We start from the raw sequence: 23586 nt of genomic DNA on the forward strand, positions 1-23586 counted from the left end.
CGCCGCCCGGGCGCCGGCCCGCGCCCCCGGGGCCCGTCCCGCCGCCGAGCCCCGTCCCGCCGCCTGTCCCGGTGCCGGCGGGCCGTCGCGCGGCAGCCGGCGGCAGGTCGACGCCCGCCTCGGCGAAGAGCACCACGATGCGGCCGTGGGCCTCGTCGACGTCGCGGTCGGCGGACTCGACGGCCTCGGCGGCCCGGTCGCGTTCGGCGGCCCGGTCGGCGACCTGCTTCGCGGCCCAGTCGGTGAGGGCCTGCCAGCTCACGGCGAGGTCGGTACGGTCGGGCGCCGGGGGCCCGAACGTGGCCAGCCCGTCGCGCACCTCGTCGAAGGCGCGCCAGGCGGCCTGCAGCCGCTGCTCGGCCGTGGCCGCCTCGCCGGCCGTGGCCCGGGCGGTGAGCCGCGCGCTGCGCAGGGTCGTCGCGGCGCCCGCGAGCTGGCGCTCCAGGCCGGCGATCGTGTCGAGGGTGGCCCGCAGGGTGGCCTCGGGCGGGGCGTCGGCCAGCTCGGCGTTGACCGCGTCGAGGGTGGCCGTGAGCTGCTCGTGGCGGGCCGAGGCGCGGTCCAGGTCGCGCTCCAGCGCGCGTACCGCCTTGTCCTGTTGTTGGGCGCGGCCGGTGAGCGCGTCGGCCTGGCGCTGCGCCTGCTCGTGCGCCGCCCGGGCGGCCCGCAGCGCGGGCGCCTCCGGCATCGCCGGGATCGTGACCACGGTCTGGGTGCAGACCGGGCACGGCTCGCCGGCCACCAGGTGGGGCCGCAGGGACGCGGCCCGGTCGGCGGTCTGCGCGGTCTCCACGCCACGCTGGGCCTCGGCGACGGCGGCGGTGGCCGCCTCGGCGGCGCGCCGGGCGGCGGCGAGGTCCTCGGCGGCCGCGTCGGGCTCGGCGCGCGCCGTGGTGAGCAGCTCGTCGACCTGCGCGACCTGGGCGGCCGCGGCGGCCCGCCGCCCGTACGCGTCGACGAGCCGCTGCACCTGGGCCCGGTCGCCCGCGCCGGTCAGCACGGCGCGCAGTTTCTCCTCGTGCTCCTCGGCGGCGGTGACCGCCCGGGCCGCGTCGGCGGCGGCCAGCCGGGCCTCGGCGAGCGTGGCCGCGGAGGTCGCGGCGCCGGCCGGGGAGCGCACGGCGCGCAGCTCGGCGATCTCCTCGTCGAGCGCGGTCAGGGCCTTCCCGGCGGCGCCGACGGCGTCCAACGCCTGGGTCAGCGCCGGCAGCTGGGCGTCCACCTCGTCGGCGAGGCGGCGCATCGCGGTGACCGAGGCCTCGGCGGCCGCGAGGGCCTCGTCGTCGGCGTCGCCGAGGTCGGCGAGCAGCCCGCGCGCCGCCGCGGCGGCGGCCTCGGCCCGCTGCTGGTCGCGCTTGGCCAGCTCGCGCACGTCGTCGTAGACCTGCAGGCCGAGCAGGTTGATCAGGATCTCCTGCCGTTCGGCGCGCTTGGCGTGCAGGAACCGCGCGAACTGGCCCTGCGGCAGCACCACGCAGCTGGTGAACTGCTCGTACGGCAGGCCGACCGCCGCGAGAACGGCCTGTTCCATCTCGCTGGGCGTGCCGGCCAGCACGGTGCCGAGCTCGGTCTGCCGCTCGGCGGGGGCGCTGTCGAACGTGCGGGTGTCGAAGCCGGGCGGCAGCTGTTCCAGGCCCGCGTGGCTGGTCGACACGCTGCCCTTGCCGTCGCGGCGCACCACCCGGGTGGCCACGAACCGCGCCCCGCCCGACTCGAACACCAGCCGCACCCGTGCCTCCGTGGCCGACGGGGCGAGGGCGTTCTCGATGCGCCGCCGGTCACCCCACCGGGGCACCGTGCCGTAGAGCGCGAAGCAGATCGCGTCCAGGACGGTCGACTTGCCGGAACCGGTGGGCCCGACCAGCGCGAAGTAGTCCGCGTCGGTCAGGTCGACCGTGGTGGGTTCGCGGAACACCGTGAACCCGTGCAGGTCCAGTCGCAACGGCCGCACTAGTGCGCTCCTCCCGCCGTGCTCACCTCGTCGTACAACCGGTTGAACAGGTCACCGACGGCCGGGTCGGCGATGCCCTTGGCCGTCAGGTAGTCCGCGAACAGGTCGCGCGGCGAGCGCCCGGCCCGCGTCTCGACCGTGCGTGACGGGTCGAGTTCGGGCAGCACCAGCGGGTCGATGCGCACCTCCAGCGCGCGGGGGAGCAGCTGCTGCACGTCCTCGCGCAGGCCGGCGCGCGGCGCCTCCCTGACGTAGACACGCAACCACGCGTCCTCCGGCACGGTCATGGCCGACAGCTCGGCCAGGGTGCCGCGCACGGTCCGCAGCGGCGTCGCGGCGCTCACCGGCACCGCCCGCACCTTCGCGGCCGTGCGGGCGGTCACCTCGACGACGTTGACGCCGGGCTGGTTGTCCTCCTCGCCGAAGTCGACCGCGAGCGGACTGCCGCAGTAGTGCGTCGGGCAGGGGGCGAGCACCTGCTGGCGGCGGTGCAGGTGGCCCAGCGCCACATAGTGGGTGGCGGCCGGGAACACGGTCGACGGCACGGCGTACGCCTCGATGGTGTGCGCGTCGCGCTCGCCGCCGCCGAGCTTCGCGCCGACGACTGTCAGGTGGCCGGTGACCAGGTTGACCGTGGCCGTACCGTCGGCGAACGACTCCGTGAGCGCGCCGATGAGCCGGGCCACGTGATCGGCGTAGGTGGCCGACGCGTCGGCGGCGCTGAGCTCGAACATCTCCGAGGCGCGCACGGCGTACCGCTGGGAGACGAAGGGGAGCGCGGCGAGCCGCCACGGCTCGCCGGCCCGGGTCGTGCCGGTGACCAGGTGGTCGGCGGCCGGCCCGACGGAGCCGCGCAGGGTGACCCCGGCACCGTCGGCCCACGGGCGCAACGCGTCGATCTCGGCGGCGTGGTCGTGGTTGCCGGCGATGACGACCACGGCGTCGGCGTGCCGGCGCAGCGCGGACAGGGCCCGCACGACGAGCTTCTTCGACTCGGCCGCCGGGGTGGCCGTGTCGAACAGGTCGCCCGCGACGATCACCAGGTCGGGCCGTTCGCTCTCAGCGATCTTGACAATGTCCGCGAGGACGGCGACCTGCTCGTCGGCGCGCGACTGTCCCTTGAGGACCTTGCCGACGTGCCAGTCGGAGGTGTGCAGGATCTTCACGGGCGCCTCCCCTCTCAGAACGGGATGTCGTCGTCGGGCAGCGACCCACCGGGCGGCGCCGCCCGGCTGCCGGCGCCCACCACCGCGAACGGGTCGCTCGACTGCACCAGCGAGCGCAGCGTGGCGCTCGGCGCGGCACCCGCCTCGGCCGGCCGGGTCGCCCAGGCCGGGAACGGGAACTCCACCACCAGCGGCACCGGCAGCTCCGGCTGGGCGACGAACATCGTGCCCGGCTTGGCGATGAGCGCCCGGGCCCGCTGCGCGGGCGGCAGGAACCCGTACTCCGGGCGGGACGCCTCGGCCGGGTCGAGCCGGCCGACCACCCGGATGGCGGAGTTGGCCACGATGCGCCGCTCCACCTCGCTGGCCGTCTGCTGCGCGCCGATGAGCACCACGCCGAGCGAGCGGCCGCGCTCGGCGATGTCGAGCAGCACCTCCTTGATCGGCGAGGTGCCCTCGCGGGGGGCGTACTTGTTGAGCTCGTCGAGCACGACGAACAGCAGGGGCCGGGCCGTGCCGGCCTTCTCCTTGCGCTCGAACTCCGAGCGCAGCGTCACGCCGACCACGAAGCGCTGCGCGCGGTCGGGCAGGTTGTGCAGGTCGACCACGGTGACCTGGGCGCTCTCCGCCGTGTTGATCTCGTGCGGGGCGCTGCCGCGCAGGTCGCCGCGCACCAGCCGGGACAGGTCCTTCGCGCTGGCGACGAGCCGCCGCAGGAACGCGTTGACCGTGCCCAGGCCCACGGCCGTGCCGGCCCACTCGCCGCGCGTCTCGTCGTCGGCCAGCCGCTCGGAGATGAGGTCGACCAGGTCGCTGTAGGAGTTGACCCGCTTGCCGTCGAGCACCACGCCGCCGTCGGCGGGCTGGGCGTGGCGGTGCAGGTACGCCGTCACGGAGTGGACCACCATCGTGTACTGCTGGCGGTCGTCGTCAGCGTCGGCGAACACGTACGGCAGCAGCCGGTCGGCGCAGAAGTCCGCCACGGTCCAGTAGAACGAGTCGACGCCGGTCAGGCGGCTGGCCACGTCGGGGGAGCCGGTCAGGTCGCCGGGCCGGGGCGGGGCGAACACCCGCACGTCCGGGAACGGCCCGGCGTCGAGGCCGAGGCGCGAATACGCCTTCTCGGTCGCCGCGTCCAGCCGGGTGTTGGGGTGGTCGAGGAAGAGCAGGTCCTCGCCCTTGACGTTGAAGATGAGCGCCCGCGTGTTGGCCGTCTCGCCGGCCCCGCCCAGTACCCCCGAACGGAACACGGAGTAGAGCAGCCAGGTCGCGAAGCTCGTCTTGGTGGCCACGCCGGAGATGCCGGAGATGGACACGTGCGCGCCGCGGCTGCCGTCGAGGAAGTCGGCGTTGAGGAACACGGGCGCGCCGTCGCGGCCCAGCCCGATCGGGACCGTGCGTTCCATCCGGTCGAAGTACAGGGCTGCCGCGCGGGTGGCGCCCTCGGCCCGGCGCACCACGGCGCCCGGCTGCGGCGGCACGTACACCTCCGGGTCCACCCGGGTGGTGGTGATCTCGGCGGCCTCCTGCACCTGGGCGGGCAGCGTGCCGTCGGCGATGGCGAACACGTCCGAGTCGAACACCGCGCCCTCGTGCCGGGCCCGCACCTGGGTCACCACCCCGGCGATGGCCACCGGACCGGGCTGCTCCCCGCCGGTGGGCGGCAGCTCCCGGGTGGTCACGACCACGTCGTCGAGCTGCAGGTACGCCCCCGGGGCCACGGCCACCCAGTACTGCAGCGGGGTCGCGTCGGCCGTGCCGAGCACCCGGCCCACCACCGGGCCGTGCGCGTCAGGCGGAGCCAGCTCGCCCATGTCACTCCTCTCCCGGACCTCGCCCGCCGCTCCCGGCGGTCATGGTCACCTACCGGTATGACATCGCCGCGGGCGCGACGATACCGAACATGCGTCCCATTGGCCCGGCGGCGCGCCACGTTATCCACAGCCGGTTGTGGACGGACGCCGCTCAGCGGGCCCGCGCGTACATCGTGATCAGGGAGTCCTCCGCGAAGAGGGCGTGCACCAGGCGCATGCCCAGCGGCGCGGCGGGCACCGGGCCGGCCACGATGCGCTCGGCGCCGGCACCGGCCAGCTGCGGCGAGTACGTCAGGCACAGCTCGTCCACGAGGTCGGCGGCGACGAGCCCGCCGAACAGGTGCGGGCCGCCCTCCGACAGCACGTGCGGCAGGCCCCTCGAGCGCAGCTGCGCCAGCGCGACCCCCAGGTCGACCGTCGCGACGCCGCAGGACACCACGTCGGCGACGTCGGCCAGCGCGGCCCGCCGGTCGGCCGGGGCGCCGTCGTGGGTGAACACGATCGGCCGCACGGGGGCGCGGGCGAGGATGTCGGCCCGCGGGTCGAGCGCCAGCGACGCCGACACGATGGCCGGTACGGGGTAGGGGGCCAGCCCGTGGGCCTCGCGCCACGCGCGGCGGGCCGGGTCGAGGGTCACCGCGTGATAGCCCTCGTTGCGCACTGTGCCGGCCCCGACGAGCAGGGCGTCGCAGTGCTGTCGCAGGATCTTGAACACGCGCTTGTCGGCCGGGCCGGACAGGGGCTCCGAGAACCCGCCGACCTCCACGGCGCCGTCCAGGCTGGCCGCGAAGTTCACCCGGACCGTCTGCCGTGAGCGGTCCGGGGCGTAGCGGGCCACGAGCGCGTCGTCGTCGAGGTCGTCGGCGGAGGCGGGGGCGGGGAAGATCAGGCGCACGGCCCATTGTCCCCCGGCCGCGCCTACTCGCCCGGGCGGCCCGTCGCCGGCGGGGTGGGTTCGGGCGCGCGGTGCTGGCAGTCGCACCAGGTCCCGCCCTTGCACCGGTCGTGGCGCTGCGCCCGACACGCGGCACAGATCATGTGTTCAGCGTGCGAGTCGCCCGCCGGCCAGTCAAGAATGACTGCCGTGGGGCGGAGGATCTATCAGTTGCGGATCTCGCTGGACGGGGTCGCGCCGCCGGTGTGGCGGCTGGTGCAGGTGCCGGGCGCGTACACGCTCGACCGGGTCCACCGGGTCATCCAGTACGCGATGGGCTGGCAGAACTACCACCTGCACTCGTTCGACATCGCCGGCACCGCCTACGGCGAGCCCGACCCCGACGACGATCTGGATCTCGTTGACGAGATGGAGGTCCGCCTCGACGCCGTCACGGCGCGGGGCACCCGGCTGCGTTACACCTATGACTACGGCGACTGGTGGGAGCACACCGTCGAGGTGGAGGACGTGCTGGCCGCGGACCCGGACGAGCGTTATCCGGTGTGCCTGGACGGGTCGGGCGCCTGCCCGCCCGAGGACGTGGGGGGCGTGTTCGGCTACGCGGAGGTCGTGGCCGCGCTCGGCGACGCGGGACACCCGGAACACGCGGCCATCCGGGAACGCTTCGGCGCCGCCGTTGAGACTTTCGACCCCCGGCTGGCGACGACCCTGCTGCGCCGCCTGGCGTGACCAGCGGGCGGGCGCCCGTACCCGGTGAAGTGCGGTTCGGTGCCGCGCGGGCCGCGACAAAATCGAAGGCCCCGAGTACGATTCGGCACACCGTTCGGGCGGGCCCGGCAAAGGCGTGCCGTTATGTCGTTTTTTCGGGGTCAAAATAGTTTGTTTTTCACCTTAGTGGGAGCGTTCCCACGACCGAACAGACTACCGAGCCAAGCTCGTGACCAGCGGTTTTACCCCGTTGTCGACCTCCTGGTCGGTAACAACTTGGGAACGCTCCCATGAAGCAGTTGACATCCCCGTCACGGGCCGGCAACCTCATGGGAGCGCTCCCGTCGAGATGTGGCTTGCGCCACAGTCGCGACAAAAACTGGTGTGGCGACACGATCTCCCGGCAGCTCAGGGTCCACCTGGGTGACCGGGAGTGTGTGTGCGCCACCATCCCCCACCACAACATCACGACCTGAGAGGGGTTCGGGATGAGCGTCACCCAGCGCCGCACGCGGAAAGCCGCCGCGGTCGCTCTGGTTGCGGCGGTCGCTCTTAGCGCCGCGGCCTGTAGCAAGAAGGATGAAAGCGGCGGGACGACCGCCGACGGCAAGATCAAGCTCGTTGTCGACTCGTTCGGTGAGTTCGGCTACGACGAGCTGATCAAGACCTACATGGCGTCGCACCCGAACATCACGATCGAGCAGCGCAAGACCACGAAGCTCGACGACTACAAGCCGGCGCTGGTGAAGTACCTCGCCGCCGGCACCGGTGCGGGCGACGTCGTCGCTCTCGAAGAGGGCATCATCAACGAGTTCAAGGCCCAGCCCGACAACTGGGTGGACCTGAAGCAGTACGTTGGTGACCTCAGCGCCGACTACCTGTCGTGGAAGTACGACGCCGGCAAGACCGCTGACGGCAGCAAGCTGCTCGGCCTCCCGACCGACGTCGGCGGCCTGGCGATGTGCTACCGCAACGACCTGTTCAAGAAGGCCGGTCTGCCGACCGACCGGGACGAGGTCAGCAAGCTCTGGCCGACCTGGGACAAGTTCATCGAGGTTGGCAAGGACTACAAGGCCAAGACCGGCAAGGCCCTGATCGACTCGGTCACCACCGAGTTCTCCGCGATCATGACCCAGCTGGGCGAGCCGCTGTTCTACGACCGCCAGAACAACGTCGTGGCCGGCACCAGCCAGTCCGTCAAGGGCGCCTGGGACAAGGCCGTGCAGATGATCGAGATCTCCTCGAAGACCGCGACCTGGTCGGACGACTGGTCGGCCGGCTTCAAGAAGGACACCTTCGCGGTCGTCGCGTGCCCGTCCTGGATGCTCGGCATCATCGAGACCAACTCGGGCCCGGACAACAAGGGCAAGTGGGACGTCGCCGCGGTTCCGGGTGGCGGCGGCAACTGGGGTGGCTCGTGGCTCTCGGTTCCGACCCAGAGCAAGAACCCCAAGGAGGCCGCTGAGCTGGCTGCCTTCCTGACCAACGCCGACAGCCAGGTCGCTGCGTTCAAGGCCAAGGGCCCGCTGCCGTCGAACCTGAAGGCGCTGGACAACCCTGACTTCCAGGCCTACAAGAACCCCTACTTCAGCGACGCTCCGGTGGGTGCCATCTTCGGCGCCGGCGCGAAGACGCTGCAGCCGGTGTACCTCGGCCCGAAGCACGCCGCCATCAAGGAGCGCGCGTTCGAGCCGGCCCTCCAGAGCATCGAGCAGGGCAAGGTCGCGCCGGACAAGGCGTGGACGACGGCTCTGGCCGAGGCGGAGAAGCAGGCCAAGTAGTTAAGGCACACGGTGTCTCAGTGGCGCCCGGGCACACCCGCCCGGGCGCCACTGAGCCCGGTCACCCCCGCCTCACCCCGGAATCTGGCCGGGTCAGGGAAGGACCACCACTCCAATGAGCCTCTCCACGAGCGCGGCGCCCCAGCACGCCGTGCCCCCGCACCGGCCCCGGCCGCGGCAATCGCGCGGCAGCTCCGGTGGATTGACGCGTTTCGATCTCAAGTTCTCGCCGTACCTCTACATCGCGCCGTTCTTCCTCCTGTTCGGGATCTTCGGCCTCTACCCGCTGATCTACACGGCGTGGGTTTCGCTGCACAACTGGACCCTCGGGGGAACCCACGAGTGGGTGGGGTTCCAGAACTACACGGACCTCTTCGCCGACGCGCAGTTCTGGCAGACGATGAAGAACACGATCGGCATCTTCCTGCTCTCGACCGTGCCGCAGCTCCTCCTCGCTCTGTTCCTGGCGACCCTGCTGAACCGGAACCTGCGGGGCCGTACCGCGCTGCGGATGGCGATCGTCATCCCCAACGTGACCTCGGTCGCCGCCGTCGCGATCGTCTTCGGCCTGCTGTTCAGCCGCGACTTCGGCGCCATCAACTGGTTCCTCGGATTGTTCGGCGTGGACGCCATCGACTGGCGAGCGCACGAGTGGTCGTCCTGGACCGCCATCTCCGTCATGGTCGACTGGCGCTGGACGGGCTACAACGCCCTGATCTTCCTCGCCGCCATGCAGGCCATCCCGCGCGACCTCTACGAGTCGGCCGCGATCGACGGCGCGAGCCAGTGGCGCCAGTTCTGGCAGATCACGCTGCCGTTGCTGCGCCCCACGTTCCTGTTCATCGTGATCGTGTCCACGATCGGCGGCCTGCAGCTGTTCGTCGAGCCGCTGCTGTTCGGCAACGGCAGGACCAACGGCGGCACGACCCACCAGTTCCAGACGCTGACGATGTACATGTACTCCGAGGCGTTCGAGAACTCCCGGTTCGGCTACGGCTCGGCGATCGCGTGGGCGATGTTCCTGTTGATCGTGGTCGCGTCGATGGTCAACTTCCTGTTCGTCCGCAAGTCGGTCAAGTGAGGCCCACCGATGAGAACCGCTAATCGACGCGCCTGGCAGGCGAGCCCGCTCACCTACATCGCGCTGATCGTCGCCGGCGTGCTGTCGGTGTTCCCGCTGTACTTCATGTTCATCATCGCGACCAAGCGAAACGACAACATCCACGACACCCCGCCGCCGCTCCTGCCGGGCGGCAACTTCGGCGACAACTTCGGCCGGGTACTGGCCAACGAAGACGCCGCGTTCATGATCGGCCTGGGCAACTCGATCATCGTGTCCTCGGCGGTGACGCTGGGTGTCGTGCTGTTCGGCTCGCTGGCCGGCTTCGCGTTCGCGAAGCTGAAGTTCCGGGGCCGCAACGCGCTGCTGCTGATGATCATCGGCACGATGATGGTGCCGACCCAGCTGGGCGTCATCCCGCTGTACATCATGATGGTCAAGTGGTTCGGCTGGAGCGGCGACCTGCGGGCCGTCATCGTGCCGTTCCTCGTCTCCGGCTTCGGCGTGTTCATGATGCGGCAGTACGCGAGCCAGTCGGTCTCCGACGAGCTCATCGAGGCCGCCCGGGTCGACGGCTGCTCGACGTTCCGCATCTTCTGGAGCATTGTGCTGCCGATCCTGCGGCCGGCCGCGGCCGTGCTGGGCCTGCTGACCTTCATGCAGACCTGGAACGATTTCGTCTGGCCGTTCGTCATCCTCACCGATGACACCCCGACCGTTCAGTTGTCGCTGCGACTGCTCTCCCAGACGTACTACACCGACTACGCCCAGGTGTTCGCCGCGACCGCGGTCGCGACACTGCCGCTGATCGTCGTGTTCATCATCTTCGGCAAGCAGATCATCGGCGGCATCATGGAAGGTGCGGTCAAGTCGTGACCACCTCGCAGCCCATCGACGTCCAGCCGGAGACCGCCGCGCTGCTCGCCGCCGGGGAGCCCAGCCCTACCGGGCTGCGGCGTTTCCCGGAAGGGTTCCTCTTCGGCGCGGCGACGGCCGCCTACCAGATCGAGGGGGCGGTGGCCGAAGGCGGCCGCACGCCCTCCATCTGGGACACGTTCAGCATCACTCCCGGTCGGGTGGTCGGCGGCCACAGCGGGGCTGTGGCGACCGACCACTACCACCGCTACCGCGACGACGTCGCGACAATGGCGCGGCTGGGGCTGAACTCGTACCGGTTCTCGATCTCGTGGTCGCGCGTGCAGCCCGACGGTGCCGGCCCGGCCAACCCGGCCGGTCTGGACTTCTACCGTCGGCTCGTCGATGAGCTGCTGGACAACGGCATTCTGCCGTGGGTCACCCTGTACCACTGGGACCTTCCCCAGCCTCTGGAGGACGCGGGCGGTTGGCCCGCCCGCGACACAGCCGCCCGGTTCGCCGAGTACGCCGCCCTCGTGCACCGCGTGCTCGGCGACCGGGTGAGCAACTGGACGACCCTGAACGAGCCCTGGTGCTCGTCGCTTCTCGGGTACGCCAACGGTCATCACGCGCCGGGCCGGCAGGAGCCGGAGGCGGCCATCGCGGCCGTCCACCACCTGCTGCTCGGCCACGGACTGGCCAGTCAGGCCATCCGGGCGCAGGAGCCGGACGCGCAGGTCGGCTGCACGGTCAACCTGTACGCCGTCTCGCCCGCGACGGACTCCCCGGCCGACGTCGAGGCGGCCCGCCGCATCGACGGCCTGGCCAACCGCCTCTTCCTGGACCCGCTGCTGCTCGGGCGGTACCCGCAGGACGTGGTGGCCGACCTGGCCGGGGTGTCGGACTTCGGTCACGTCCGCGAGGGCGACCTCGCGACCGTGGCCACGCCGCTGTCGATGCTCGGCATCAACTACTACAGCCGGTACGTGGTGAAGGCCCCCGAGCCGGTCGACGGCACGGTGGACTGGCGCGGCGGCGGGGCGGTGGCGCCGTGGCCGGGCAGCGAAGGTGTCGAGTTCGTCAAGCGCGACGGTGTCCCGGTCACCGCCATGGACTGGGAGATCGACGCGCCGGGTCTCGCCGAGACCCTGGTACGTGTCCACCGGGAGTACCCTGAGCTTCCGTTGTACGTGACGGAGAACGGCGCGGCCTTCGACGACGTTGTCGACCCCGACGGTGCCGTCAACGACGAGCCCCGGGTGGCGTACTTCGACGCGCACCTGCGGGCCTGCCTCGACGCCATCGATGAGGGAGTGCCGCTGCGCGGCTACTTCGCCTGGTCATTGCTGGACAACTACGAGTGGGCGTGGGGCTACACGCGCCGGTTCGGCATCGTGCACGTCGACTACGAGACCCAGGTGCGCACGCCCAAGGCGAGCGCCCACTGGTACTCGGACGTGATCGCCCGCCACGCCGTCACCGACCCGCAGGGTGCCGAAGCGACCCGATAACCGGGCACAATAGTTTCGGCGCCACAGAGTCGGCGGCCAACACACCGGAGGACACACCGTGAGCCAGCAGCGCACCAGGTCGGCGGGCCGGCCGACGCTGGACCAGGTCGCCGCCCGGGCCGGAGTCGGCCGCGGCACCGTGTCCCGCGTGGTCAACGGCTCTCCGCAGGTGTCCGCTTCGGCGCGCGCGGCGGTCGAACAGGCCATCGACGAGCTGGGCTACGTGCCCAACCGCGCGGCCCGCGCCCTGGTGACCCAGCGCACGGACTCGGTCGCGTTGGTCGTGTCCGAATCGGAGGAGCGGGTCTTCGGGGAGCCGTTCTTCGCCGGGATAATCCGTGGCATCAGCTCGGTGCTCTTCGAGACGCCGTTGCAGCTGTGGCTCGCGATGGCCCAGTCCAAGGCGGAGCAGGACCGGGTCGAGCACCACCTCACGCCCCAGCACGTCGACGGCGTCCTGCTGCTGTCGCTGCACGGTGACGACCCGCTGCCGGCGCTGCTCGCCCGGCGCGGGCTGCCGGTCGTCCTCGGCGGGCAGCCCAGCGGCCTGGCCGCGCTGGCCGGTGAGGCCGAGCTACGCGACACCCACCTCAGCTGCGTCGACGCCGACAACGAGGGTGGCGCGCAGCTCGCCGTGGAGCACCTGCTGTCGCGCGGCCGCCGGCGGATCGCGGCGATCGCCGGCCCGCAGGACATGGGCGTGGGTGTGGCCCGGCTGGCCGGGTTCCGGCGCGGCCTGCGCATGTCCGGCCTGCCCGTCGAGGAGTCGATGGTCGGCTACGGCGACTTCTCCGAGGCCAGCGGCGCGGCCGCGATGCGCGCGCTGTTCGCCCGCCACCCGGACATCGACGCGGTGTACGCCGCCTCCGACCTCATGGCGGTCGGCGCCATGCGGGTGATCAAGGAGCGGGGCCTGCGCGTCCCCCACGACGTCGCGGTCGTCGGCTTCGAGGACTCGCTCGTGGCCCGCCAGACGGAGCCGGCCCTGTCGACCGTGCACCAGCCCGTCGAGGCGATGGGCCGCGAGATGGCCCGCCTGCTGGTCGCCCATATCCGCGGCGACGACGTGCCGAGCCCGCTCGTGGTGCTCGACACGCACCTGGTGGTCCGCGAATCGTCCTGATCCGGGACAGGTAGCCTAACAACATGTTGGGCGGCTGCGCGTGAGCGAGGTCGGCGCGGTAGGCACCGGCCCGGTCGACCCGCGCCTGCTCCGCCTCCCCGGCATGCGCCGCTACCTCGCCGGGATCGGCGCCTTCGGCATCGTGACCGCGATCATCGTGGTCGGTTTCGCCGACAGCCTCGCCCGGGTCCTCGCCGGGGTCGCGCAGGGCCGGCTCGACACGGCCGCGCTCGCCACCGCGGTCGCCTTCGCCGCCGCCCGCGGCGTGCTCGTCGCCGCCCGCGGCGCGACCGCCACCTCGGCCGCCGCCACCCTCAAGGCCCACCTGCGCGCCGACCTGCTGACCCGGGCCCTGGACCGGGGGCCGGTGTGGCTGCGCGGCCAGCGCGCCGGGGAACTCGCCACGCTCGCCGGCCCGGGCGTCAACGCGCTCGACGCGTACCTCATCGGTTATCTTCCGGTGCTGGTCACGGCCGTGACCGTACCGGTGGCCGTGCTCGGCCGCCTCGCCCTGGCCGACCGCACGGCGGCGCTGACGGTCGCGCTGACCCTGCCGCTCGTACCGATCTTCGCGGCGCTCGTCGGCTGGCACACCGCGAGCGCCACCCGCCGCCAGTGGCGCCTGCTGCACCGCCTCGGCGGCCACTTCCTCGACATGCTCACCGGCATGACCACCCTGCGCGCGTTCGGTCGCGCCGCCGCCCAGGTCGAGGTCGTGCGGGCGATGGCCGACAAGCACCGTGACGCCACCATGCGCACCCTGCGGCTGGCCTTCCTGTCCGCGCTCGTCCTCGAACTGCTCGCCACCCTGTCGGTGGCGCTCGTCGCCGTACCCGTGGGGGTCACCCTGCTCGACGGCGGGATCACGCTGCCGGTCGCGCTGCTGGTGCTGTTGCTCACACCGGAGGCGTTCGCGCCGCTGCGGGCGGCCGGCGCCCAGTTCCACGCCAGTCAGGAGGGCCTCGCGGCGCTGCGCGAAATCTTCGCCGTCCGCGAGGCCGGGCCGAGCGCGCCCGCGCGATCCGGTGGGGTGGCCGCCAGGCCGCGCGCGTCGCGCATCGTCTTCGACAACACCACCTTCGAGTACGGGGGACAGCGCGTTCTGCGCGACGTCACCGTCGAGATAGCGCCGGGGGAGCGGATCGCGCTGATCGGCCCCAGCGGCGGGGGCAAGAGCACCCTGCTGCACGCGCTGCTCGGCTTCCTGACGCCGGCCTCCGGTCGCGTCCTGGTCGGCTCGACCGACCTGGCGGACGTCGACCTCGCGGCCTGGCGTGAGCGCATCGCGTGGGTGCCGCAGCGGCCCTACCTGTTCGCGGCGAGCGTCGCCGACAACATCCGGCTCGGCCTGCCGGACGCGCCCGACGACGCCGTACGCGCGGCCGCGGCCGCCGCCGACGCGTCCGGGTTCGTCGCGGCGCTGCCGCGCGGGTACGCCACCGACCTGGGCGAGCGCGGGGTGGGCCTGTCCAGCGGGCAACGCCAGCGGCTCGGGGTGGCGCGGGCGTTCCTGCGCGACGCCGACCTGCTCCTGCTCGACGAGCCGACGGCCCGGCTCGACGGTGGCAGCGAGGCGGCCGTGATCGAGGCGACACCCCGGCTGCTCGCCGGGCGTACGGCCGTGTTCGTGGCCCACCGGCCGGCGATGCTGCCCCTGGCCGACCGCGTCCTGCTGGTGCGCGACGGTACGGTCCGCGAGGTGACGGCGTGACGGGCGCGGGTGCGCTGCTGCGCGAGATCCGGCGGCTCGGCGGCGGGCGGCGGCTCGCCCGGCTCGCCGTGGCCGGCGTGGTCGCGGCCGGTACGGAGCTCACCGGCCTGGCCCTGCTCGGCTGCGCCACCTGGCTGCTGGTCACGGCCGCCGACCAGCCGCCGATCTCCGCGCTGACGGTCGCGATCGTCGGCGTGCGCACCTTCGCGATCGCCCGCGGGCTGGGCCGTTACCTGGACCGGCTGGTCAGCCACGACGCCGCCCTGCGGGTGCTGGCGGATGTCCGCACGGCGGTCTTCGCCGCCATGGCCCGCCCGGCGCGCGAACCGGACACCTCCCCGGACGAGGGCGACCGGTTGGCGCGGCTCGTCGAGGACGTGGACAGCGTGCAGGACGTGCTGCTGCGGTGCCTGCTGCCGGCCGGGGTGACCGTGCTGGCCGGCGGGGTGACGCTCGCCGTCACCGGCGCGGTCCTGCCGGCCGCCGTGCTGCCCCTGGCGGTGGGGCTGATCGTCGTCGGTGTGCTGCTGCCGGTGGCGGCGTTCGGCGCCGCGCGCCGGGCGGCGGACGGGCTCGCCTCCGCGCGGGCCGCGGTGGTGGGCGCGGCCGTCGACGTGTCCCACGGGGCCGCCGATCTCATCGCGACCGGGGCGGTCGCCGCCGCCGTCGCCGTGGCGGCCGCGGAGGCCGACCGGGTGGCCGCGGTGGAGCGGCGCGCGGGCCGCGTCGCGGCCGCGGTCGGCGGGGTCGCCGCCGTGGTGCCGGGCCTGACCGCCGCCGGGGTGGCCCTGGTCGCGGCGCCGGCCGTGGCGGCGGGCGAAACCTCCGGCGCGTACGCGGCCGTCGTCATCCTGCTCGCTCTCGGCAAGGTCGAGGCGGCCGGCGTGCTGCCCGACGCGGCCACCCGCTACGCCCACCTGCGCGGCGCCCTCGACCGCGTCCTCGCGGTCCTCGCGCCGCCGACCGCCGCGCCCGCCGTCCCCGCGCGCGCGACCGGCGCGCCAGCGCCGGCGGTCGTGGCGGGAACGCCCGCGCCGCCCGTCGATGTGCGGCTGCGGGGGGTGCGGGCGCGTTATGCCGACGATCGGGCGCCGGCGCTGGACGGCATCGATCTGGACGTCGGGCCCGGGCGGCGGGTGGCCCTCGTCGGGCCCAGCGGGTCGGGCAAGTCGACCGTGCTCGCCGTGATCGCCGGGACGGTCGTGCCCGAGGCGGGCTCGGTCGGCGTGGCCGGGGCGGCACCCGACCCGGAGACCGCGTGGCGGCAGGTGAGCGGCGTCATGGCGGACGCGCACGTCTTTCACGCGAGCGTGGGGGAGAACGTCAGCCTCGGCCGGCCCGGGGTCGACGACGACGCGGCGCGGGCCGCGCTGCGCACCGCGGGGCTGCCCGGCTGGGCGGATGCCCTGGACCGGGTGGTCGGCGAGGACGGCGGGCAGTTGTCGGGAGGGGAGCGCCAGCGCCTCCTGCTGGCCCGCGCGCTCGCGGTGCCCCCGCCCGTACTCCTGCTGGATGAACCGACCGAAGGGCTGGACCCGGCCGCGGCGGCCGAGGTGCTCCGCGCGGTCCTCGCGGCCGTGCCCCGCGCGGCCGTGGTGGTGGCCGCGCACCAGTTGGCGGTCGTGGCCGACGCGGACGAGATCGTGGTGCTCGACGCCGGGCGCGTCCTCGAACGCGGCGACCACGCGGGCCTGCTCGCCCAGCAGGGGTGGTACGCCCGGGAGTGGGCGGCGCAGGTCGCCTCCGCCGAGGGTTACCGAGCACACGCCACCACCGGGTGAGCATCGCCCCGCGCCGTGTGTCACGCTCGAAGGGTGCGCAGGACCGACGGGCACGGGGCCATCGACGACTACGTCGCCGGGTTGGGGCGACGGCTGGTGGGGCCGGCGCGGCTGAAGGCCGAACTGCTCGCGGAGGCGCGCGACGGGCTCACGGACGCGGCCGAGGCGCACGAGGCGGGCGGGCTCGACCCCGCTGCGGCGCGCCGGCGGGCGATCGACGAGTTCGGTGGGTACGCCGCCGTGGCGCCGGCCTATCAGGTGGAGCTGGCCGCGGCCCAGGGGCGGAGCACCGCGTTGATCCTGGCGGCCGCCCTGGTGGCGTTGCGGCTGGTCGCGCCGCTCGTGTGGAGCGGCGGCGACGTCGCGTGGGTGGCCTCGCTCGTCGGCGCCTTCGACACGCTCGCGGTCGCCGGGGCGCTCGGCGCGGGGGCGATCCTGCTGGCGTACGGGCCGGCGGGGCGGCGGCTGGGCGACCCCGTCCGGCTGACCCGGCTCGTGGGGCGGAGCACGCTGGTCTTCCTCGCCGTGCACGGGCTGGCGGGCGTTCTGGTCATGGCGTCCGTGGCCGTGCGGGCGCCCGCGGCGTTCGCCTGGCCCCCGGCGCTCGGCGTGGCCGTCGCCATGTGGCTGGGGTACGGGTTCGCGGCCCGGTGCGCGTGGCGGTGTCTGCGCGCGGCCCGGCCGGAGCTGGTCGCGGAGCCTACGCCGGGCTGACGCCGCGCCCGGGCGCGGGAGCGCCGAGCACGGCGCCGATCGTGGTGGTGAAGTCGCGCCACGCCGAACGCTCGTCGGCCAGCATGCGGCGGCCGGCGTCGGTCAGCTGGTAGGTGCGCCGCTCCCGGCCGCCGACCGTACTCCACGTGCCGGCCACGTGGCCGGCACGTTCGAGGCGGCGAAGGGCGGGATAGACCGTGCCGGTGGGCAGGGCCAGCGCCCCGCCGGAGCGCTCCTGCAACGCCTCGATGATGGCGTAGCCGTGTTGCGGGCCGGATTCGAGCACAGCGAGCAGGAGCGCGTCGAGATGGCCGCGGAGCGCGTCGGACTTCACGTGTAGCGAGTCTACTGATCGCGCGCCGCGATGCCACCCCGGTTCAGGACCCTTTACCCTCCTTGGGGTTCTGGACCTTGGTGATGAGGTCGTGCAGGGGCTTGGTGCCGCTGCCCACGATGAGGCCGGTCACGATCGCGTCGATCCACGCCGGCACGCCGTTCCAGTCGGGGTTGGCGTTGAGGGTACGCAGCAGGTAGAAGCCCGCCGACGCGGACAGGACGGTCGACAGCGCGGTGGCGATGCCCCACATGAGCACGCCCCGCGAGGCGCGCGCCCGCTCGCAGGCGGCCTTCGCCACGGCCGCGATCTGGGTGGCGCCCGGCACGCCGTTGTCCATGTCGGCCAGTGCCCGCTCGTAGCGCTCCTGTGGCTTGCGGCCCGGCATCCAGCGGGTCACCGGCTCCAGCACCCGCTCCACGGCGGCGGCGAAGACGATCAGCGCGCCGAACGCGGAGACCTGGTCCTCGACCCGGAACGGGGTGATCGTGGACGCCTCGCCGATGCCCATGGCGGTCAGGCCGCCGATGATCGCCGCGCCGAACGCACCGAGCACGGCGAGCGGGTGTGCCGGCAGGGTGGGCGCGGCCGCGGTGTTCGGGTCGTACGGCGGACTCGCCCCGAACATGGGCGCGCCGGCGGCCAGGGGCGGCAGGCCGGGCGACGCGGGGGCGCCGACGACCGGCATGTGGTTGGTGCTGTCGCGGTCGTCGTCCCACCCACCCGCCCCGCCGTAGACGGCGCCCGGGGCGCCGGCTGGCGCGCCCGTGCGGGCGGGCGCCGGGGCAGCGGCCGGCGGCGGGACGGTGGCGTACGGCGCGTGGACCGGGACGCTCGCGCGACCGACGCTGACGGGTCGCCGGACGAGAGCCATGCGGGGCCTCCGGGAAGGATGGGAAAGCGGCGGTTCGAGAGCGTACGCGTCGATGTCCCCGGCGCGGGCGTGCTGTCGCGATGACGACGGCGGGGCCGGCCCCGGTGGGCCGGCCCCGCCTGCGCGGTGGGGAACTCAGAGGGTCAGTGTCCATGTGTTGATGTAGCCGGTGTCCTGCGAGTACACGTCCTGTACCCGCAGGCGCCACGTGCCGTTGGCCGTCTCGCCGGAGACGTTCACCGTGTACGTGGTGTTGACGTTGTCCGCGCTGTCCGTGCCGGAGGAGTTCTTCAACCGGTACGCGGAGCCGTCCGGCGCGATCAGGTCGACGACGAGGTCACCCCGGTAGGTGTGGACGATGTTGACGGCCACAGTGGACGAGGCCGACGGTGCCCGCCCGCAGCCGCTGATCGTGATGTCGCTGTAGACCACGCTGCCCGCGTCCGGGATGGACACGTCCGTGCCGTTGGTGCCGGCGCAGCTGCCGCCCGTACCGCCGGTGACCGTGAGCGTGTAGGTGGCCGAGCGGGTCACCGCTCCCGTGCCGCTGACCGTGATCGGGTAGGTGCCGTTGGGCGTACTCGACGAGGTCGCGATCGTCAGCGTGGCCGACCCGCCGGACGTGACCGACGACGGGCTGAACGTCGCGGTCGCGCCGGTCGGCAGGCCGGCGGCGGTGAGGGTGACCGACTGCGCCGAGCCGGCCGTGGTCGCCGTGGACACGGTCGTGGTGGCCGACGAGCCGGCCGTGACGCTGCCCGAGGTCGGCGACACGGCGACCGAGAAGTCGTTCGTGGCGGTGCTGCAGGTCGGCTCACCGGACTGGGCCGGCACGCTGACCGCGTTCCACGCGGCGAGCACGGCGTTGAACTGGGTGCAGCTGCCCGGGTAGAGCGTCTTGGCCGCGTTGAGGGTGGCCACCCGGACGTTGATGTAGCGCCAGGTCGACGTCTTCGCGAGCATCGCGTTGTAGTAGATCTTGCCGGCCGTCTGCAGGCCGATGCCGGTGACCGAGGAGCTGTTGCAGGTCGGGCTGTTCGGCTTGCCGCCGCCGGGCGCGCTGCCCTCGGCCAGCAGGTAGAACCAGTGGTTGAGCGGGCCGGCCGCCGCGTGCACCTCCGTGGTCGGGATGGACGACGAGTAGCAGTTGGGGTCGCCGGCCAGCGACGGCTGGTACATGTAGCGGATCGGGCCGGAGCCGACGAGGTTGATCTCCTCACCGACCTGGTAGTCCGGCGGGTCGAGCGGCGAGTTGATGTACGCCTCGGTCAGCGCGCCGAAGATGTCGCCGGTCGCCTCGTTGAGGCCGCCGTTCTCGTTGGAGCTGCCCGCCCCGCCGGGCGTGTACTGGAAGATCGCGTGGCCGAGCTCGTGGCCCACCACGTCGGCCGAGGTGGCCTGCCCGGTGTTGGCCTGGTTGTGGCCGAAGTTGACGTAGCTGCCGTTCCAGTACGCGTTGACGTCGTTGAGGCCCACGCGGATCGGCACGCCGCCGCCGGACGAGGTGAAGCCGGTGCGGCCCAGCCACGCCGAGAGCATGTCCCATTCCTTCTGCGCCGTGTACAGGGCGTCGACGCAGGCGGTCTCCAGGTTGGTGCCGCTGCCGTTGCCCCACGCGTCGTCCGTGCCGGTGTAGGCCGAGCCGTTCTGCCCGCCGCAGCGCATGCCCGGCCGCGTCGTGTCCGTCATCGAGTACGACGAGCCGGAGCCCGAGGTGGTGATGCTGACCGAGCCGTAGTAGTAACCGTTGCCGGTGCCCTCGCGCACCTCGTCGTACGAGTCGCGGACCTTGCCGGTGAGCGCGTCGACATACACGTGCAGCTTGCTGGGCCGGCCGTTGGCCGCGGTGCCCTCGACGACGGTCTCCCACACGAGGGCGGGGGTGCCCCAGGCGAGGACGGACAGGGTGGGCGCGCCCGCGCTGGCGACCGTGGCGAGCCGCTTGCGGGCCACGGCGGCCGCGGTGGCCGCGGACACCTTCGGGGTGGTGCCGACCGCGATGGCCTCGGTCTGCGCGGCCGCGGTCGAGGTGACCGTGCCGGCCGCGTCCGTGACCACGACCGCGTCGCCGCCGATGACCGGCAGGCCCTCGTACGTGCGGGCGTAGCTGATGAAGTGGGCACCGTTGCCGCCGACCGTGACGCCCTTGCGGATCAGGGTGTCGCCGGCGCCGCGGTGCACGGCCTTGGCTCCGGCGGCCCGCGCGAGGTGCGCGACGGCCGCCGCGGCGGCCGGGTCGCCGGCGCGGTCGATGCCCGGCGCGGCCAGCGGGCCGGGTACCGCCTGCGCGGCGCGGGGCGCCGCCGTGGCGGCCGCCGCGGCGACCGCCACGAAGGCGCTGGCGAGCAGCGCCAGCGCGGCGGGTAGGACAGTGTGTCGTGTCACGCTCTGCTCCTCCCGCCCGCCCCGGTCGGGGCGGGCATGTTCCGGGGTGGGGGCCGCTCGGGGGTGCGCGGCCGTCCGGCGGTCGCGGGTGTACCTCGACCGACTTGAGGTCAGAGGTTAGGTTTGCGTCCCATCCAGCGAAACAGGGAAAACCCTTGATGATTGCCGAGCGTCACAGACCCTGTACGAGGCGGCTGGACAGCTGCGTGCGCGAGCGCACGCCGAGCTTGCGGTAGACCCGGGTCAGGGTGGCCTCGACCGTCTTGATGCTGAGGAACAGCTGCGCGGCGATCTCCCGGTTGCTCGCGCCCGCGCGGACCAGCGCGGCGATGCGCGCCTCCGTGGCGGTCAGCTCGGCCGGGTCGGGTGCGGCCGCCCGGGTCGCCTGCGCGATCCACGGGGTGGCGCCCACGGCCGTGAACGTGGCCAGCGCCCGCTCCGCCAGGGACCGCGCGGACGCGTACCGGCGCCGGCGCCGCTCCACCTGCGCGGCGATCAGCAGGCTGTGCCCGTACTCGATGGGCTGTCCCAGCTCGGTGAAGCGCGCGGCCGTGTCCTGCAGCAGCCCGACGGCCCGGTCGTGCTCGCCGCGTTCGGCGAGCAGGTCGGCGGCGGCCCGGCCGTGCCGGGCCCGGGTGCCGGCGCCGCGGCCGAGCCGGTCGGCGGCCGCGCGCGCGGCCGTGAGCGCGGCGGCGGCCTCCTCGTGGGCGCCCAGCGAGGCGAGCGCGGTGACGAAGTCGTCGTGCCAGCGCACCACGGACGGGTCGCTGATGCGCTGGGCGTGCTGCAGGTCGCGCAGCCGCCGCAGCGCCGCCGCCGCGCCGCGCACGTCGCCCGTGCGCAGCCGGGCCTGCCCGACGGCGTGCAGGTTGCGGGTGAGATAGATGGCGTCGTGCTCCTCCTCGGACGCGCGCACGCCGCGCCGGGCGTAGGCCAGCGCCCGGGTGAGGCTGCCGCCGGCCAGCTCGGCCATGGCGACCGTGTACCACGACGGGCCGGGGCTCAGGCCGCAGTCCTCGGCGACGGCCTCGGCGCGGTGGGCGAAGTCGAGCGCCTCGCGGCAGCGGCCCGCCCGCGTGGTGACGTCGGCGAGGCTGCGCAGCACCTCGAACAGCTCCTCGCCGCCGCCGGGCTCCACGACCGTGAGCATGCGCAGCAGTTCGGCGCGCGCGGCCTCGAGCTCGTCGTCGAAGAAGGCGAAGCGCGCGGCCACGTACCGGGGGGTGAGGTGCAGCCAGCCGGTGATCGGCGGGTCCGGCAGGGCGAGTGCCCGCTTGAGCGTGTCCGCGTACTGGGGGCGGCCGAGCACGCGTTCCATCTGGGCGAGTACGGCGCCGGCCATGGCCGCCGTGGCGGTGTCGCCGGCCCGCTCGGCCAGCGTGATCGCCTCGGCGGCCTCGCCGGCGCCGCGCTCCCGGGCGCCCTCCACCATGGCCTGCCAGGCCAGCCGCAGCCGCAGCGGGGCGAGCAGCGCCGGGTCGTCGCCCGCGTCGGCGAGCGCGGCCGCGAACGTCTCGTCCATGGCCGACAGCGCCTGCCCGGCGAGGTCGATGACGGCCATCCGGGCCCGGACCCGGTGCCCGCGCGGCGCGTCCGCGTCGGCGAGCAGCGCGTCGGCGGCCCGGGCGGCCAGCTCGGGGCGGCTGGTGGCGGCGGCCGCCTCGGCGGCGGCCACGAGCCAGTCCAGGCGCTGGCGGTGCAGCTCCGGGGGAGTACGGTCGGCGGCCAGCAGGTACAGGTCGGCGACGAGCCCGCGCGCGCCCCGGGCCAGCGCGGCCTCGGCGGCGGCGACCAGGGAGCGGGCCGCGTCGGCGTCCGGAAAGTCCCCGGCCAGCGCCCGGTGCCGGGTCGCCTCCACCGGGTCGGTGGCCACGCTCGCCAGCCGGTGGTGGATGCCGGCCCGCCGGTGCAGGCTCGCCGTGTCGGCGACCACGGTGGCGACCACGGACGGCGTGAACCGCACGAGCCCACCGTCCATCGTGACGAGACCCGCCTGGGCGGCGAGCCGGATGTCGCGTTCGGCGTCGCGCCGGCCGGCCAGCCGCAGCTGTGCCACGGTCGGCCGGGTGGCGAGGGAGGCCACCAGCAGCGTGTCCCGTACGCCCAGCGGCAGCCCGTAGATGCGCTCGCGCAGCAGCGCGCGTACCCGCTCGGGCAGCGGCGCGGGCCGCCAGGCGCCACCCCGGTCGACGAACGCGCCCGCCAGCGCAAGCGCCAGGTAGGGGTTGCCGCCGCTGTCGGCGTAGAGGCGCCCGGCGGCCCGGTACGGCAGGCCGTGCGCGGCGAGCAGCTCGGCCAGGTCGTCGGCGCGCAGCGGCGGGACGGTCAGCTCGGTCACGGGCGGCGGGGTGAGGTTGCCCGCGCGCGGGTGCGGCGGCGCGGCCCGCTCGCCGGCCGACTCCGGCCATCGCTGCGCGACCACTGCCCGGATGCGCGGGTTGCTGGTGCGCCGCGCGGAGTAGCCGATGACCTGCGCGCTCGCGGCGTCGATCCACTGCGCGTCGTCGATGAGCAGCAGGACGTTGCCGCGCCGGCCGTACGCGCCGAGCAGCTCGTGCCAGGCCTGGCGCAGCCGCAGGTCGGGCGGGTCGGCGCCGGCGGCCGCGAGGTCGCGCAGCGGCTCGGGCAGGGTCGCGTGGGGCAGCTGCGCCAGCAGGTCGGCCAGGGCGGAGAAGGGCACCCAGCGTTCCGTCGGCGCGCCGGCGACCCGCAGGACCAGTTCGCCGCGTTCGTGGGCCGCGTCGGCCACGGCGTCGAGGATGGCGGTCTTGCCGATGCCGCTCGGTCCGGTCAGGACCACGCCGCCACCTGAGCCGAGCCTCGCCTCGATCGCGAGGAGGACGTCGGTGCGGCCGGCCAACCGGGCCGGTCGGTGGGCAGGGTCGTCGGTCGCCAGTGCGATCCCCCAGGTCACAAGCGATCC

The 23586-nt window shown here is 73.9% G+C and carries 17 protein-coding genes; 9 read left to right on the forward strand and 8 right to left on the reverse strand.

Annotated elements, in window-relative coordinates; genetic code table 11:
• The 4 genes from ABD191_RS26735 to ABD191_RS26750 form a co-directional block, all read right to left on the reverse strand.
• Nucleotides 1-1951 (reverse strand): AAA family ATPase (locus ABD191_RS26735; protein WP_344087989.1); only part of this gene is annotated, 1951 nt, incomplete at its 3' end.
• Nucleotides 1951-3117: an exonuclease SbcCD subunit D gene (locus tag ABD191_RS26740; protein WP_344087992.1), complete on the reverse strand. Its 1167-nt coding sequence runs from the start codon at nucleotides 3115-3117 to the stop codon at nucleotides 1951-1953. The genes ABD191_RS26740 and ABD191_RS26735, both read right to left, overlap by 1 nt.
• 14 nt (nucleotides 3118-3131) lie before the next feature.
• Nucleotides 3132-4931, reverse strand: a complete 1800-nt coding sequence (locus ABD191_RS26745) for an ATP-binding protein (protein ID WP_344087995.1) — start codon at nucleotides 4929-4931, stop codon at nucleotides 3132-3134.
• Nucleotides 4932-5082: 151 nt separating this feature from the next.
• Nucleotides 5083-5826, reverse strand: a complete 744-nt coding sequence (locus ABD191_RS26750; protein WP_344087998.1) for a pyrimidine reductase family protein — start codon at nucleotides 5824-5826, stop codon at nucleotides 5083-5085.
• Nucleotides 5827-6015: 189 nt separating this feature from the next.
• Between ABD191_RS26750 and ABD191_RS26755 the strand changes: the two genes are divergently transcribed.
• From ABD191_RS26755 to ABD191_RS26795, 9 genes are all read left to right on the forward strand, one after another.
• Nucleotides 6016-6555, forward strand: a complete 540-nt coding sequence (locus tag ABD191_RS26755; RefSeq protein WP_344088001.1) for a plasmid pRiA4b ORF-3 family protein — start codon at nucleotides 6016-6018, stop codon at nucleotides 6553-6555.
• 467 nt (nucleotides 6556-7022) lie between these two features.
• On the forward strand, nucleotides 7023-8315 hold the full coding sequence (locus ABD191_RS26760) for an ABC transporter substrate-binding protein (protein WP_344088003.1): 1293 nt from the start codon (nucleotides 7023-7025) through the stop codon (nucleotides 8313-8315).
• A gap of 115 nt (nucleotides 8316-8430) precedes the next feature.
• A complete protein-coding gene (locus ABD191_RS26765; protein ID WP_344088006.1) occupies nucleotides 8431-9396 on the forward strand; it encodes a carbohydrate ABC transporter permease in 966 nt (321 codons plus the stop codon).
• Between the two features lie 9 nt (nucleotides 9397-9405).
• Complete coding sequence (locus tag ABD191_RS26770) at nucleotides 9406-10251, forward strand: carbohydrate ABC transporter permease (protein ID WP_344088009.1); 846 nt, start codon at nucleotides 9406-9408, stop codon at nucleotides 10249-10251.
• A gap of 41 nt (nucleotides 10252-10292) precedes the next feature.
• Nucleotides 10293-11741, forward strand: a complete 1449-nt coding sequence (locus ABD191_RS26775; protein WP_344088041.1) for a GH1 family beta-glucosidase — start codon at nucleotides 10293-10295, stop codon at nucleotides 11739-11741.
• 58 nt (nucleotides 11742-11799) lie between these two features.
• On the forward strand, nucleotides 11800-12864 hold the full coding sequence (locus ABD191_RS26780) for a LacI family DNA-binding transcriptional regulator (RefSeq protein ID WP_344088012.1): 1065 nt from the start codon (nucleotides 11800-11802) through the stop codon (nucleotides 12862-12864).
• Nucleotides 12865-12967: 103 nt separating this feature from the next.
• The gene (gene cydD, locus ABD191_RS26785; RefSeq protein WP_344088044.1) at nucleotides 12968-14575 is read left to right on the forward strand and encodes a thiol reductant ABC exporter subunit CydD; all 1608 of its coding nucleotides are present in this window, start codon (nucleotides 12968-12970) and stop codon (nucleotides 14573-14575) included.
• The gene (gene cydC / locus ABD191_RS26790; RefSeq protein WP_344088015.1) at nucleotides 14572-16356 is read left to right on the forward strand and encodes a thiol reductant ABC exporter subunit CydC; all 1785 of its coding nucleotides are present in this window, start codon (nucleotides 14572-14574) and stop codon (nucleotides 16354-16356) included. The genes cydD and cydC overlap by 4 nt, the downstream gene beginning before the upstream one ends.
• Before the next feature lie 33 nt (nucleotides 16357-16389).
• Nucleotides 16390-17070 (forward strand): permease prefix domain 1-containing protein, encoded by a 681-nt coding sequence (locus tag ABD191_RS26795; protein WP_344088017.1) that lies wholly within the window; start codon nucleotides 16390-16392, stop codon nucleotides 17068-17070.
• Here ABD191_RS26795 and ABD191_RS26800 read toward each other — a convergent pair.
• From ABD191_RS26800 to ABD191_RS26815, 4 genes are all read right to left on the reverse strand, one after another.
• A complete protein-coding gene (locus ABD191_RS26800) occupies nucleotides 17057-17404 on the reverse strand; it encodes a PadR family transcriptional regulator (RefSeq protein ID WP_344088019.1) in 348 nt (115 codons plus the stop codon). The genes ABD191_RS26795 and ABD191_RS26800 overlap by 14 nt on opposite strands.
• A 43-nt stretch (nucleotides 17405-17447) precedes the next feature.
• Nucleotides 17448-18278 carry a hypothetical protein gene (locus ABD191_RS26805; RefSeq protein ID WP_344088022.1) on the reverse strand — a complete coding sequence of 277 codons (831 nt, stop codon included), beginning with the start codon at nucleotides 18276-18278 and terminating at the stop codon, nucleotides 17448-17450.
• Nucleotides 18279-18413: 135 nt separating this feature from the next.
• Nucleotides 18414-20663, reverse strand: a complete 2250-nt coding sequence (locus ABD191_RS26810) for a M4 family metallopeptidase (RefSeq protein WP_344088025.1) — start codon at nucleotides 20661-20663, stop codon at nucleotides 18414-18416.
• Nucleotides 20664-20835: 172 nt separating this feature from the next.
• Entirely contained in the window at nucleotides 20836-23577 is a 2742-nt protein-coding gene (locus ABD191_RS26815; RefSeq protein WP_344088028.1) for an AAA family ATPase, read from the reverse strand.
• Nucleotides 23578-23586: the final 9 nt, after the last annotated feature.

It is taken from the genome of Luedemannella helvata (genome assembly GCF_039528415.1).
GTDB classification, from domain to species: Bacteria; Actinomycetota; Actinomycetes; order Mycobacteriales; family Micromonosporaceae; genus Luedemannella; species Luedemannella helvata.

Excerpts from the sequence above, each read along its gene's own strand:
- ABD191_RS26745 (WP_344087995.1), bottom strand. The coding sequence starts at position 4,931 with ATGGGCGAGCTGGCTCCGCCTGACGCGCACGGCCCGGTGGTGGGCCGG.
- ABD191_RS26760 (WP_344088003.1), top strand. The coding sequence starts at position 7,023 with ATGAGCGTCACCCAGCGCCGCACGCGGAAAGCCGCCGCGGTCGCTCTG.
- ABD191_RS26765 (WP_344088006.1), top strand. The coding sequence starts at position 8,431 with ATGAGCCTCTCCACGAGCGCGGCGCCCCAGCACGCCGTGCCCCCGCAC.
- ABD191_RS26770 (WP_344088009.1), top strand. The coding sequence starts at position 9,406 with ATGAGAACCGCTAATCGACGCGCCTGGCAGGCGAGCCCGCTCACCTAC.
- cydD (WP_344088044.1), top strand. The coding sequence starts at position 12,968 with ATGCGCCGCTACCTCGCCGGGATCGGCGCCTTCGGCATCGTGACCGCG.
- ABD191_RS26805 (WP_344088022.1), bottom strand. The coding sequence starts at position 18,278 with ATGGCTCTCGTCCGGCGACCCGTCAGCGTCGGTCGCGCGAGCGTCCCG.